The sequence below is a fragment of the Frankia sp. CcI156 genome (assembly GCF_001983015.1).
Taxonomy (GTDB): domain Bacteria; phylum Actinomycetota; class Actinomycetes; order Frankiales; family Frankiaceae; genus Frankia; species Frankia casuarinae.
The window spans coordinates 40,475-54,251 of sequence record NZ_MOMD01000036.1 but is presented as its reverse complement, the minus strand read 5'-3'; the positions used below and the strand labels follow the sequence as shown (position 1 = coordinate 54,251).

11 protein-coding genes, 1 tRNA gene and 1 pseudogene are annotated in these 13,777 nt (G+C 71.6%); 11 read left to right on the top strand and 2 right to left on the bottom strand.

From position 1 onward, the window contains the following. Nucleotides 1–513: IS5 family transposase (locus CcI156_RS14665; RefSeq protein WP_139341512.1), on the bottom strand; the 513-nt coding region annotated here is incomplete at its 3' end. A gap of 320 nt (nucleotides 514–833) precedes the next feature. Further along, nucleotides 834–905 (bottom strand) — tRNA-Arg (locus tag CcI156_RS14660). Nucleotides 906–978: 73 nt separating this feature from the next. On the opposite strand from CcI156_RS14660, the gene CcI156_RS14655 reads away from it, so the two are divergent. From CcI156_RS14655 to CcI156_RS14605, 11 genes and pseudogenes are all read left to right on the top strand, one after another. Beyond that, nucleotides 979–1,365, top strand: coding sequence for a response regulator transcription factor (locus CcI156_RS14655; RefSeq protein ID WP_011438104.1), 387 nt, complete (start codon nucleotides 979–981; stop codon nucleotides 1,363–1,365). A gap of 24 nt (nucleotides 1,366–1,389) precedes the next feature. Beyond that, nucleotides 1,390–2,436 carry a DALR anticodon-binding domain-containing protein gene (locus tag CcI156_RS14650; RefSeq protein ID WP_011438103.1) on the top strand — a complete coding sequence of 349 codons (1,047 nt, stop codon included), beginning with the start codon at nucleotides 1,390–1,392 and terminating at the stop codon, nucleotides 2,434–2,436. A gap of 115 nt (nucleotides 2,437–2,551) precedes the next feature. Next, nucleotides 2,552–3,991: a diaminopimelate decarboxylase gene (gene lysA / locus CcI156_RS14645; RefSeq protein WP_254847437.1), complete on the top strand. Its 1,440-nt coding sequence runs from the start codon at nucleotides 2,552–2,554 to the stop codon at nucleotides 3,989–3,991. Continuing rightward, nucleotides 3,988–5,271 carry a homoserine dehydrogenase gene (locus CcI156_RS14640; RefSeq protein WP_011438101.1) on the top strand — a complete coding sequence of 428 codons (1,284 nt, stop codon included), beginning with the start codon at nucleotides 3,988–3,990 and terminating at the stop codon, nucleotides 5,269–5,271. Before lysA ends, CcI156_RS14640 begins: the two co-directional genes overlap by 4 nt. Beyond that, nucleotides 5,268–6,401: a threonine synthase gene (gene thrC, locus CcI156_RS14635; RefSeq protein WP_076806264.1), complete on the top strand. Its 1,134-nt coding sequence runs from the start codon at nucleotides 5,268–5,270 to the stop codon at nucleotides 6,399–6,401. Before CcI156_RS14640 ends, thrC begins: the two co-directional genes overlap by 4 nt. Then, complete coding sequence (locus CcI156_RS14630; RefSeq protein WP_076806262.1) at nucleotides 6,398–7,567, top strand: homoserine kinase; 1,170 nt, start codon at nucleotides 6,398–6,400, stop codon at nucleotides 7,565–7,567. Before thrC ends, CcI156_RS14630 begins: the two co-directional genes overlap by 4 nt. 434 nt (nucleotides 7,568–8,001) lie before the next feature. Continuing rightward, the gene (gene rho / locus CcI156_RS14625; RefSeq protein WP_035941632.1) at nucleotides 8,002–10,326 is read left to right on the top strand and encodes a transcription termination factor Rho; all 2,325 of its coding nucleotides are present in this window, start codon (nucleotides 8,002–8,004) and stop codon (nucleotides 10,324–10,326) included. 247 nt (nucleotides 10,327–10,573) lie between these two features. Further along, a pseudogene (rpmE, locus tag CcI156_RS14620) lies at nucleotides 10,574–10,807 on the top strand (50S ribosomal protein L31); the annotation flags it as partial. Nucleotides 10,808–10,938: 131 nt separating this feature from the next. Next, nucleotides 10,939–12,012: a peptide chain release factor 1 gene (gene prfA / locus CcI156_RS14615; RefSeq protein ID WP_076806258.1), complete on the top strand. Its 1,074-nt coding sequence runs from the start codon at nucleotides 10,939–10,941 to the stop codon at nucleotides 12,010–12,012. Continuing rightward, nucleotides 12,009–13,025, top strand: a complete 1,017-nt coding sequence (prmC, locus tag CcI156_RS14610; protein WP_011438095.1) for a peptide chain release factor N(5)-glutamine methyltransferase — start codon at nucleotides 12,009–12,011, stop codon at nucleotides 13,023–13,025. The genes prfA and prmC overlap by 4 nt, the downstream gene beginning before the upstream one ends. Nucleotides 13,026–13,059: 34 nt before the next feature. Then, entirely contained in the window at nucleotides 13,060–13,710 is a 651-nt protein-coding gene (locus tag CcI156_RS14605) for an L-threonylcarbamoyladenylate synthase (RefSeq protein WP_076806255.1), read from the top strand. The last annotated feature ends 67 nt before the right edge of the window (nucleotides 13,711–13,777 follow it).

Below are 13,777 nucleotides of genomic sequence, written 5' to 3'. Positions count from 1 at the left end.
GTCCAGCAGGGCGGTGCCGATGGTGTTGTCGTGCACGCTGGCCGCGACCACGACCACGGCGATGAGCAGTCCCAACGTGTCGACGGCGATCCCGCGTTTACGGCCCGGGCTTTTCTTTCCCGGGTCCAGGCCGGTCGTGCCCTTCGGGGCGTTGGTGGAGGACCGGACGGTCTGGGAGTCCAGCACGACCGCGCTCGGGTCGGCTTTCCTGCGGTGGTGCTCACGGACCAGCCAGCGCAGCAGGTCGTGGATCGTCTCGGTGGTGCCGTCGTCGCGCCACTGGCCGAAGTAGTAGTACACCGCGGACGTCGGGGGCAGGTCGTGGGGCAGGTAGCGCCACTGGCAGCCGGTCCGGGCCTGGTAGAGGACCGCGTTCACGATCTCCCGCATGTCGTAGCCGCCCTCGTGCCCGCTGGCCGAGGGGTGCCGGGCCTTCCACGCGGTGAGGACCGGGCGGATCAGGTCCCACGCCTCATCGGACAGGTCACTGGGGTAYGGCTTGCGTTCTGCCATGTCTTCCAGCAGAACGCGCCAGCCGGCGAACGCAAGACGATCAACTCCGCACCCCAGAGATCAACTCAAGCTGAGGCCCGGCGAAAGCGTGCAGAACGCCCACTCAAGCTTGGCCAGGCGCCCGAGGAGCTACAGCGACGTCTCTATGAGGTCACGCAACTCACCGTCCATGTCGACCATGGGAGTCAAGAGGTTTTGATGACGATCAAAATTCCAGCAGCCAACCTGGATCAGGTGGCTGATCTGGCAGGAGCGGTCACTGGTGCGCCCGCCCCACGTCCAGCAATCGCACGGTCTCGCCGCCGCGTGGATGCTGTACGTGCCCCCGGCAGGATTCGAACCTGCGCACCCGCCTCCGGAGGGCGGTGCTCTATCCCCTGAGCTACGGGGGCCCCGGGTCAACGCGGCATACGTTACCAGGACGGAACGCCGGATCGGGAATCCGGGTCGCCGTAAGCTTCCGGTGTGTACCCTGCCACCCCCCGAGTCCTCGTCGTCGACGACGACGCGGTGATACGTCAGCTCGTGGTCGTCAACCTTGAGTTGGAGGGCTTTGAGGTCCATACCGCCGTAGACGGCGTGGACTGCCTGGAGATGGTGCGCGAGATCGCCCCACAGGTGATCACGTTGGACATCATGATGCCGAGGATGAACGGCTGGGACGTGGCCGCCCGGCTGCGGGAGGAGCCGGACACCGCCGCCATCAAAATGATTATGCTGACCGCCCGGGCCCAGGAGGCCGACGTCAAGCGTGGGATGCGGGTCGGGGTGGACTACTACCTGACCAAGCCGTTCGACCCGGACGAACTCATCGGTGTGGTCCAGCGGCTGGCTGCCGGCCAGCCGGTCTGACCCGGCGCCGATAACATCGCCGTCATGACCCCCGCCGATCTCGCTGACGCCATCGTGACGGCCATCGGCCGCGCGGTCGCGGACGGCGACTTGGACGTGACTGTGCCGACCGCCGTCACGGTGGAGCGGCCGAAGACGCCCGAGCACGGGGACTACGCCTCCCCGGTCGCGCTCCAGCTTGCCAGGGCCGCCCGTCGTCCGCCGCGCGCCGTCGCGGAGACGTTGGCCCGGCGGCTCGCTACCGACAGCGAGCTCGCCGCCGTGGACGTCGCCGGCCCGGGGTTCCTCAACTTCCGGCTGGCCGACGCCGCCCTCGGAGAGATCGCCCGCACGGTGGTGTCGGCCGGTGACCGGTACGGCCGGGCGGTCAGGCCACGAGGTGTCCGGGTCAACCTGGAGTTCGTCAGCGCGAACCCGACCGGCCCGGTGACGCTGGCCTCGGCGCGCCGGGCGGCCGTCGGGGACGCCCTGGGGCGCATCCTGCCCGCGGCCGGGTTCGAGGTGGGCACGGAGTACCACGTGGGCACGGAGTACTACTACGACCGCGGGGCGTCCGAGCAGGCCCTGGACGACCTGGTCGACGCGGTCGGGGCCGACGCGGCGCGGTACTGGCTGGTCCGGTCTTCGCCGGATTCGGCGCTCGATCTGGATCTGGACCTGATGGCCCGCCAGACCAGTGACAACCCGGTCTTCTACGTGCAGTATGCCCACGCGCGGATCAGCTCGCTGCTGCGCGACGCCGGCTCCCTGGGCCTCACGGCCGCGACCGAGCCGGTCGACGTCGCCCTGCTGACCCAGCCGCGGGAGGGTGAGCTGCTGCGCGCGCTCGGCGAGTTCCCCCGAGTGATCGAGTCCGCCGCGAGGCTGCGTGGCCCCCATCGGCTCGCCCGCTATCTCGAGGAACTTGCCGGGGTCTACTACCGGTTCTACGACTCCTGCCGGGTGCTTCCGCAGGGCGACGCCGAGCCCGGTCCGGCCACCGGCGCGCGGCTGCTGCTCGTGGCAGCGACCCGGGTGGTGTTCGCGAACGGCCTGGGACTGCTCGGGGTCAGCGCCCCCGAGCGGATGTGACGAGCGGTCGGTCCGGGCGTCCGGGCATCCTGGCGGGTTCGGGAACGAGCCGGTTGGAAAGCGTGAAACAGGCGGCATGAGGCAGGCCAGGCGGCATGAGGCAGGCAGAGGCGAGATGAGCGAGATCGACAGCCCGGCGGTGGTGCCGTTGGAGGAGAAGCCGTTGGAGGAGAATCTGTGGCCGGCCACGGCCCGGCTGGACGCCGACGGTGTGCTGCGAATCGGTGGGATCCGGGTTAACGAGCTGGCCGCCGAGTTCGGCACGCCGGCCTTCGTTCTCGACGAGGCCGACTTCCGGGCCCGGTGCGCGGCTTGGCGGCGGGCGTTCGCCGAATGTGACGTCTACTACGCGGGCAAGGCCTTTTTGTGCYGCACGATCGCTCGCTGGGTGGATGAGGGGGGTCTGAATCTCGACGTCTGTACGGGCGGGGAGCTCGCGGTGGCCCGCTCGGTCGGTTTCCCGGCGGATCGACTGCTCTTCCACGGCAACAACAAGTCCGTCGCGGAACTGCGGGCAGCCGTCGGCTATGGCGTCGGGCGGATCGTCGTCGACTCCTTCGCCGAGATCACCCGCCTGGCAGCCGTCGCCGCCGAGGCGGGCGTGCGCCAGCGCGTGCTGATCCGCGTCACCCCGGGCGTGGAGGCGCACACACATCACTACGTCTCCACCGGGCAGGAGGACCAGAAGTTCGGGTTCTCGCTGGCCGGCGGGTCGGCGGCCGAGGCGGTGGAACGCGTGCTCGCGGCCGCCGGTTCCCTCGAACTCGTCGGCCTGCACGCGCACATCGGCTCGCAGATCTTCGACACGGCCGGGTTCGGCCTGGCGGCGCACCGCCTGGTGGGCCTGCTCGCGCGCATCCGCGACACCCACGACCTCGAACTGCCCGAGCTCGACCTCGGCGGTGGCCTCGGCATCGCCTACACCGGCGAGGACGCCCCGCTGGAGGTCACCGACGTCGCCGAGCGGCTGACCGCCGTGGTCGGCAAGGAGTGCGCCGCCGCGGGCCTGACCGTCCCGCGCCTCGCGGTGGAACCGGGACGGGYCATCGTCGGATCGACGACGGTGACCCTCTACGAGGTCGGCACTGTCAAGGAGCTGCCCGGGCTGCGCACCTTCGTCAGCGTGGACGGCGGCATGAGCGACAACATCCGCACGGCGCTCTACGACGCCCGCTACACCGCCCGGCTGGTCTCCCGGACCGGTTTGGYCACGACGCACGTCGTCACGATCGTCGGCCGGCACTGCGAGTCCGGGGACGTCGTCGCCCACGACGTGCCGCTGCCCGACGACGTCCGGCCCGGTGACCTGCTGRCCATTCCCGCCAGCGGCGCCTACCACCGGTCGATGGCCAGCAACTACAACCACGTGGCGCGGCCACCGGTGATCGCCGTGCGCGACGGCGCGGCCCGGATCATCGTCCGGCGGGAGACCGAGGACGACCTGCTGCGCCTGGACGTCGATCCGGGCGTGAAGGTCGATCCGGGCGTGAAGGTCGATCCGGGCGTGAAGGTCGAGCCGGGCGCCGACCCGGCCTCCCCGGAGGTGGCGCGGTGAGGATCGCGTTGCTCGGCTGTGGGGTCGTCGGCAGCGAGACCGTCCGGCTGTTGCAGGCCAACGCCGCCGATCTCGCTGCCCGGGTCGGGGCTCCCCTGGAGCTCGCCGGGATCGCGGTGCGCAGGCCGGGCCGCGCCCGCGCCCTCGACGTGGATCCGGCGCTGTTCACCGGGGATGCGGCGGGCCTCGTCGCCCGGGACGACGTCGACATCGTGATCGAGCTTGTCGGCGGCATCGAGCCGGCCCGCTCCTGGCTGCTGTCCGCCCTGCGGGGGGGTAAGTCGGTGGTCACCGCGAACAAGGCCCTGTTGGCCTCGGACGGCGCGACGCTGCACGACGCGGCCGCCGCGGCCGGCACCGATCTCTACTACGAGGCCGCCGTGGCCGGGGCCATCCCGCTGATCCGCCCGCTGCGTGAGAGCATGGCCGGGGATCGTGTGCACCGGGTGCTCGGCATTGTCAACGGGACGACCAACTTCGTGCTGACCCGGATGGACGAGATCGGCGCGTCGTTCACCGAGGCACTCGCCGAGGCCGGGGCGCTCGGATACGCCGAGGCCGATCCCTCCGCCGACATCGATGGGTTCGACGCGGCCGCGAAGGCGGCCATCATGGCCCAGCTGGCCTTCCACTCCCGGGTAACGATCGACGACGTCTACCGGGTCGGCATCGGTGAGGTCACCACCGCCGACATCGCCAGCGCCCGGGAGCTCGGTTGCACTGTGAAGGCGCTCGTGGTGGCGGAACGCTCGGCCGAGACCGAGGGGATCAGCGTGCGGGTCCACCCGGCGATGATCCCGCGCACCCACCCGCTGGCCGGGGTGCGGGAGGCCTTCAACGCGGTGTTCGTCGAGTCCGAGGCGGCGGGCCAGCTGATGTTCTACGGCCAGGGCGCCGGCGGGGCGCCGACCGCCTCGGCGGTGCTCGGGGATGTGGTCGCGGTCGCGCGCAACCGTATCGCTGGCCGTCGCGGCCCTGGTGAATCGTCCTACGCCGCGCTGCCTGTGCTGCCGATGGGCCGTACCGTGACGAGGTATCACGTGAATCTCGACGTCACCGACAAGACCGGCGTGCTCGCGACGGTCGCTGGGGCGTTCGCGCGTCACGATGTGTCTATCAGGAGCGTTCGTCAGGACGGCCGCGGCGACGACGCGAGCCTCGTCCTGGTGACGCATGCCGCCCCGGACGCGGCACTGTCCGCCACCGTCGAGGAGCTCCGCGGCCTCGCCGGTGTCCGGGCGGTGTCCGGCGTGATGCGGGTTGAGGGAGGTGAGCCGTGACCACGACGTCATCCACACCGCTCGCGGACGAGCCGGCCGTGCCGGTGCTGTCCGCGGCGCCCGATCGGCCGCACCGGCCGTGGCAGGGAATCATCGAGGAGTACCGGGACCGTCTGCCGATCGCACACGACACGCCCGTCATCACGTTGCGTGAGGGTGGGACGCCCCTGCTGCCCGCGGCACACCTCTCCGACCTCACCGAATGTGAGGTTCATCTCAAAATCGAAGGGGCGAATCCGACTGGCTCCTTCAAGGACCGCGGGATGAYGGTGGCCATCAGCCGGGCTGTCGGCGCCGGTTCCCAGGCTGTCATCTGCGCGTCCACCGGCAACACCTCGGCGTCGGCCGCCGCCTACGCGGCCCGCGCCGGCATCACCTGCGCGGTGCTGGTGCCCAGCGGAAAAATTGCCCTGGGCAAGCTCGCCCAGGCGCTTGTCCACGGGGCCCGGCTGCTGCAGCTCGACGGCTCCTTCGACGACTGCCTGCGGGTGGCGCGCGAACTCGCCGACACCTCGCCGGTGACCCTGGTCAACTCGGTGAACCCCTTCCGTCTCGAGGGGCAGAAGACGGCGTCCTTCGAGATCGTGGAGGCGCTCGGCCGGGCCCCGGACGTCCACTGCCTGCCGGTCGGCAACGCCGGCAACATCACCGCTTACTGGCGGGGCTACCTCGAGGAGAACAACCGGATCGCCAGCGGCCGCCCGCGGATGTGCGGTTTCCAGGCAGCGGGTGCCGCGCCCATCGTGCGGGGCGAGGTGGTGACCTCGCCGCAGACGATCGCCACGGCGATCCGCATCGGCAACCCGGCGTCGTGGGATCTCGCTGTCGAGGCGAGAGAGGCCTCCGGTGGTCTGATCGACGCCGTGAACGACCGGGAGATCCTCGCCGCCTACCGCCTGCTGGCCCGCAGGGAGGGCGTCTTCGTGGAGCCTTCCAGCGCCGCCAGCGTCGCGGGCCTGCTGAAGGCACGGGCGGCCGGCCGGATTGAACCCGGCGAGCAGGTCGTGTGCACCGTCACGGGCAACGGGCTCAAGGACCCCGACTGGGCGATCAGCGGCGCGGCCCGGCCGGAAACGATCCGCCCGACCGTCGCGGGCGCCGCCGAGGCGCTGGGGCTGCAGCGCTCGTGACCACTCGGTCCTCCCCGCGCCCAGGCGGGACGGCGGCCTTCGCCGAGCGGGTCGGCCGGTCCGGGCCGGTCACCGCCGCCGACGGCGTGTCGCGGCGGGTCCGGGTCCGGGTGCCGGCGACCAGCGCGAATCTCGGCCCCGGCTTTGACACGTTCGGCCTGGCATTGGGCCTGTACGACGAGGTCGATGTCGAGACGACCCGATCCGGTCTCACCGTTGACGTCGTCGGCACGGACGTCGTCGCCCGGGACGAGACGCACCTCGTGGTCCGGGCGATCCGGGCGACCTTCGACACCCTCGGCCGGGCGCAGCCCGGTCTCGCGTTGCACTGCGTCAACCGGATCCCGCACGGCCGCGGGCTGGGATCATCGGCCGCGGCGATCGTCGCCGGGGTCGTCGCCGCCGCCGCGCTCGCGCAGCCGGACCTCGGGCCCGCCTTCGAGACCGATGCCGCCTTTGACGCCGATGCCGCCTTTGACGCCGATACCGCCTTTGACGCCGGCGCGGACTCCGTGTCCGCGCCCGATGACGCACCCGAGCCGGACCCGGTGTCCAGAGCGGCGTCCGGAGCCGGCTTCTTCGGGCCCGCGGGCATGCTGCGGCTCGCCAGCGCCATCGAGGGGCACCCGGACAACGTCGCCGCGGCGCTGAGCGGGGGCTTCACCGTTGCGTGGCAGGACGGCGACGGTGCCCGGTCCCTGCGCGTCGATCCCTTCGCCGAGCTGAGACCCGTGATCTTCATCCCCGCGATACGGCAGTCGACCGAGCAGTCGCGCGGGGYGCTGCCGAGCGGCGTTCCGTTCGCCGACGCCGCCCGCAACCTCGGTCGGGCCGCGCTGCTGGCGTTGACGATGTCGGCCGCCGAGCCGGCCGCCGGGCAGCCGTCCCGACGTGCCGAGGCACTCCTGCGTGCCACCGAGGATCTGGTGCATCAGCCCTACCGGTTCCCCGGCGTCCCGGCGTCGGCGGACCTCGTCGGTCGGCTGCGCGGCGGGGGGATCGCGGCGGCCCTGTCCGGTTCGGGGCCATCCGTCATCGCCCTCGCCGTCGGTGGTGAACAGGCCGCGGCGGCGGTGGACGTGGCGGGTGCCGGGTTCTCCGTCGCCCCGCTGCCGGTGGACAGACACGGTGCACGCGTCATCCGATGTCGATCCGCAGCGCCATGACCCCGTTGCCCGCGGTGGGATCCGCTGCGACGGCTGGCGCTGTGAGCTCCCGATGCGCGGTTGTGTGTCACATCGGGAAGTCCTGACGTCTCAAGGTTGTTGCCGAGGCGTCTGCCGCTGGATAGTCTGGTGACTGCACCCGCTGCCACCGCGGCGCGTGCTCGCTCCCGCCATGCCGCTCTGGTCTCGCCAGGTGGAACATGGTTCGGGACTCCGGTGTATAAGCTTCGTCGTCGTTGCCTCGGCTCCACACCGGCACTCCCAGGCGGGATCGGCGAGTTCGCTCGCGGCAGTCGGCCGCTGGCGCCGTACACGGGCGCGATGCTCGCCCATTCGGTGCTGTATACCCCTTCATCCGGCATGTGTGCAGGCGAAGAAGGTCCACAAGCAACGCCCGGCTCACCAGGAGCCAGTTCCTTCAGGGAAGGAAAACCTTGAGCGACACCACCAACGTGCTGCCGCAGAGCGCACGTGAGTCTGCGCCGCCCGTGACGCCTGCGCCGCCCGTGACGCCTGCATCGCCCCGGGAGAGTGACCCGGCGGCGAGCACCTCGTCCGCAGACGCCATCTCGGCTGAGTCCACCGGGAACGGTGACTCGCGCGCAGGCCGTATCACCCGGACCGCTCTCGCCGCACCTTCTCCGGCCGGAGAAGGTGCGGCCGTGACCCGACGCCGCCGGCAGGGCACCGGTCTGTCCGCGATGCTGCTCCCCGAGCTGCAGGCCATGGCCTCGTCCCTGGGGATCCAGGGCGTGGGCCGGCTGCGCAAGGGCCAGCTCATCGCCGCGATCCAGAACGTGCAGAACAACGAGTCCGCGGCCGTGACGCCCGTCGCGGCGGCCCCAGCGACTTCTTCGGCCTCCGCAGCCTCCACGGCCTCCACGGCCCTTGCACCGCCGCCCCCGGCGGAGTCGGGGCCGGCCTCGCCCGCCGGACCGGTTCCGGCCGCGAGCGAGACATCCCCCGCGCCGCGGGTGTCCCGGCAGGCTGCCGGCTCGGACGGCACCGCTACCCGCACCCGTTCCCGCCGTGGAGCCTCTCGGGCGGCGGCGAGCCCCGCCGCCGAGCAGCCGACCCTGCCCGAAACGGCGGCTGGGGACACGGTCGTGGAGACCCGGGCCGGATCGGTTGTGGACGCCCGGGCCGGATCGGCCGCCTCCGCCGTGGCTTCGGCCCAGCCGACCGTGTCCGCCCAGCCGACCGGGGCGCCCGCGTCGGCTCCGCCGGCCGCCGCGTCCCACCGCCAGACCGATGCCGGTCCCCGGAGTCGGGAGGACCGCCGGGATCGTTCCGCCGACAACGGCCGGGTGAGCGCGAGTGACCGTCAGGGCGGTGAGGCCGGCGGCGAGCGTGCCACGGCGGACCGCCAGGGCGCGGACCGTCGCTCCGGTACGGACCGTCAGTCCGCTGATCGTCCCAGCCGCGTGGATCGCACCCAGCAGGGTGACCGGTCCGGGGCAGAGCGTTCCGGCGGCGACCGGCCCGGGCAGGGAGGGCAAGGGGGGCAAGGCGAGGACGACTTCGCCGCCCGTGGCCGGCGGGGCCGCTTCCGGGAACGCGGTCGTAACCGCGGTCGCGGCGGGCAGGCCGGCCCGAGCGAGAACGAGCCGGTCCTGCGCGAGGACGACGTCCTGGTCCCCGTCGCCGGCATTCTCGACGTTCTGGATAACTACGCCTTCGTGCGGACCAGCGGGTACCTGACCGGCCCGACCGACGTCTATGTCAGCCTCGCCCAGGTGCGTCGCAACGGGCTGCGCCGCGGTGACGCCATCACCGGTGTCGTCCGCGCCCCGCAAGAGGGCGAGCAGCGCCGGGACAAGTACAACGCGCTGGTCCGGCTCGACACCATCAACGGGATGGAGCCCGAGGAGGCACGCGGCCGGCCGGAGTTCACCAAGCTGACTCCGCTCTACCCCCAGGAGCGGCTGCGGCTGGAGACCGAGCCCCACATGCTGACCACGCGGGTCATCGACCTCGTGATGCCGATCGGCAAGGGGCAGCGGGCCCTGATCGTCAGCCCGCCCAAGGCGGGTAAGACGATGGTGCTGCAGTCCATCGCGAACGCGATCACGACGAATAACCCGGAAGTCCACCTCATGGTCGTGCTCATCGATGAGCGGCCGGAGGAGGTCACCGATATGCAGCGGTCGGTCAAGGGCGAGGTCATCGCGTCCACCTTCGACCGTCCACCGGCCGACCACACCAATGTCGCCGAGCTGTCCATCGAGCGGGCCAAGCGTCTGGTCGAGTTGGGCCACGACGTCGTCGTGCTGCTCGACTCGATCACCCGGTTGGGCCGTGCCTACAACCTGGCGGCCCCGGCCTCCGGTCGTATCCTGTCCGGCGGTGTCGACTCGACGGCGCTCTACCCGCCGAAGCGGTTCCTCGGCGCGGCCCGCAACATCGAGAACGGCGGGTCTCTGACGATCATTGCGACGGCGCTGGTGGAGACCGGTTCGACGATGGACACCGTGATCTTTGAGGAGTTCAAGGGAACCGGCAACGCCGAGCTCAAGCTCGATCGCAAGATTGCCGACAAGCGGATCTTCCCCGCGGTGGATGTCGACGCCTCCGGTACCCGCAAGGAGGAGATCCTGCTTGCCCCGGACGAGCTCGTGATCATGCACAAGCTGCGTCGCGTGCTCCATACCAGGGAGACCCAGCAGGCCCTCGAGCTCCTGCTCGATCGGCTCAAGCAGACCAGGACGAATTACGAGTTCCTGATGCAGATCGCCAAGACCGCACCGCCTCAGGATTAGCCTTCCCCCACACGGCGGCTTCGCCGCAGTGTGGGGGCCCCTGGCCCAGGGCGCCGTTCGGGGTTTCCGCGCGATCGCCTTCGGCGATCTTGCTGGGGGGTCGTCGGGGGGCTTCGCCGCAGTGTGGGGACCCTTGCATCGGCTGGCGGTCGGTGCATCCGGCCTCTGGCAGACTGGCAGCAGACCGGCTCCGGTTCACGTCGTCCACGCGAGACGACGACCCGGCGGCCACTTTGAAAGAGGGATCATGAAGCCTGACGTCCACCCGACCTACCACGAGACGACGGTCACCTGTACCTGCGGGAACACCTTCACCACCCGCAGCACCAAGGAGAACGGCGTCGTCAACGCCGAGGTCTGCTCGCAGTGCCACCCGTTCTACACCGGCAAGCAGAAGATCCTCGATGTCGGCGGCCGGGTCGAGAAGTTCGAGCGCCGGTTCGGCCGGCGGCGCCCCGGCGAGAAGGTCGGCGGCGCGAAGYAGCTCGGCCGCGGCGCCCGTCCGGACTCCGGACGGGCGCCGTTCGCGTCTGGGACGGACGATACCCGTCCCACCGACCCCCTCCCGGAACCGTGACGCGTTCCAGGACCATGACGTGCGAAGGAACCACGATGACGTCCCCGCTCGACGGCCTGATCGCCGAGCACGCCGAGATCGAGGGGCAGCTCGCCGACCCGGCGGTGCACAACGACCCCGCGAAGGCGCGCGCCCTGAGCCGTCGCTACGCGCAGCTCGCCCCGGTCGTGGATCTTGCGCGCGAGCTCGACCGGGTGGAGGGAGACCTCGCTGCCGCCCGCGAGCTCGCGCTGCTGGACCCGTCGTTCCGGGACGAGGTCCAGGATCTCGGCGAGGAGCTGGCCCGGCTCAACGACCGACTGCGGGCCTACCTCGTCCCGATCGACCCCGACGACGCCCGGGACGCCATCCTCGAGGTCAAGGCCGGCGCCGGTGGCGAAGAATCGGCGCTGTTCGCCGGAGACCTGCTCCGGATGTATCTGCGCTATGCCGAACGGCGCGGCTGGAAGACCGAGATCCTCGACGCCAACCCCTCCGACCTCGGCGGTTACCGTGATGTCAGCGTGGCGGTGAAGGCCCGGGGACCCGCGGGCCCCGGGGACGGTGTCTATGGCCGGCTGCGCTTCGAGGGCGGGGTGCACCGCGTCCAGCGGGTGCCCGTCACCGAGTCCGCCGGACGTATCCACACCTCGGCGGCCGGGGTCCTGGTGCTTCCGGAGGCCGAGGAGGTTGATGTCGAGATCGACCCGAACGACCTGCGCATCGACGTGTTCCGCTCGTCCGGCCCCGGTGGGCAGAGTGTCAACACCACGGACTCCGCGGTCCGGATCACCCATATCCCGACCGGTGTGGTKGTCTCCTGTCAGAACGAGAAGAGCCAGCTACAGAACAAGGAGTCCGCGCTGCGGATCCTGCGGGCCCGTCTGCTCGGGGCGGCCCGGGAGAAGGCCGAGTCGGAGGCGTCGCTGGCGCGTGCCAGCCAGGTCCGCACGGTGGACCGGTCGGAGYGGGTCCGGACCTACAACTTCGCCGAGAACCGGATCAGCGACCATCGGGTCGGCTACAAGGCACACAACCTCGACCAGGTGCTCGACGGGGAGCTCGACGAGGTCCTCGACGCGCTGGCCGCCGCGGACCTCGACGCGCGGCTGGCGGCTCAGGCGTCATGACCGGCCCGCCGGCCGCGCAGGGGCGCTCACGGGGCACGGAGCAGGAGCAGCCGGGCCGGGGTGCGTCCCCGCATCCGGGCTCCACGGATCCCCTGAGCCCGGTGCGCCACGCGGCCGACCTGACACCGCTGGGCGCGTGGTTGGCGGCGGCGACCGACCGGTTGCGTGCGGCCGGGGTGGCGAGCCCCCGCGCCGACGCCGAGCAGCTCGCCGCCTTCGTGCTCGCGGTGCCCCGCGGCCGGCTGGCACTGCTCGACGACGTCACGGCGGCGGCGGCGCGGCGGCTGGACGAGCTTGTGGCCAGGCGCGCGCAGCGGGTGCCGCTGCAGCACCTGACCGGTGTCGCCGGCTTCCGCCACCTCGATCTCACCGTCGGCCCCGGGGTCTTCATCCCGAGGCCCGAGACGGAGTCCGTCGTCGAATGGGCGCTTACAGAGCTCACCGGCTCCGCCGGGGCCCGGCGGCCGGGACCGTTGTGCGTCGATCTGTGCGCGGGCTCGGGGGCGATCGCGCTGTCCCTGGCGGCGGAGCTGCCCGGCGCGACGGTGCACGCCGTGGAGGTCGACCCGGCGGCGGTGGTCTGGCTGCGACGCAACATCGCCGGCACCGGTCTTCCCGTGACGGCGCACGCAGCCGACATCGCCGCGGCGCTGCCCGAGTCGCTCACCCGACTCGCCGGGACGGTCGACCTGATCATCAGCAATCCGCCGTACCTCCCCGACGCCGACCGCCACACGGTGGAGCCCGAGGTGGGCGAGCATGATCCGGCCCGCGCCCTGTGGGGGGGGCCCGACGGGCTCGACGTGGTGCGTACGGTTGTCGGGGTGGCTGCGCGGCTCCTGCGGCCAGGCGGTCTCCTCGTCATCGAACACGCCGACGGCCACGGGGTGTCGGCGCCCGAGCTGCTTCGCGCCGACGGTCGCTGGTCGCACGTGGCGGATTATCGGGACCTGGCCGGCCGGGACCGGTTCGTCGCCGGCCGGCGCGGGGCGTCCCGTGAGCCCCGATCCTGAGGACGAACCCTGATCCTTGAGAAGAGGACGGGCAATGGAACGTTTCGACTGCTCTGACGAACGGGAGCGGGCCCGCGGTCTCGACGCGGCGGTCAGCACCGTCGCCCGGGGCGGGCTGGTTGTGCTCCCCACCGACACGCTCTACGGGCTGGGCGCCGACGCCTTCGATCGGGACGCGGTGGCCTCGCTGCTGGCGGCAAAGGGGCGTGGCCGGAACATGCCGGTTCCGGTCCTGGTCGGCTCCTGGCGCACCCTCGACGGGCTGATCGAGCGGATGACCCCCCAGGTCCGGGAGTTGATCACCGCATTCTGGCCGGGCGGGCTGACGCTGGTGGCCCGGCACACCCCGTCGCTGCGCTGGGATCTCGGGGAGAGCCGGGGCACGGTGGCGGTGCGCATGCCCCTGCACCCGGTGGCGATCGAGCTGCTGGGTCGGACCGGGCCGRTGGCCGTCTCCAGCGCGAACATCAGTGGCCAGCCTCCGGCGACGACGATCGACGAGRCGCTGCACCAGCTCGGCGGTGCCGCGGATGTCTATCTCGACGGGGGACCGTGCCCGGCCGCCGTCCCCTCGACCATCGTCGACTGCACCGGGGAGGTGCCCGTTGTACTGCGCAGCGGCGCGATTGGCCTCACCKCGCTGCGTGCGGTGCTGCCGCTGATCCGGGAGCCCGTGAACCGATGAGCCCGTGAACCGATGAGCCCGTAGCTCGCAGGCGACCCCGCGTGCCGGAGCCGGTCCGGACGGTCCG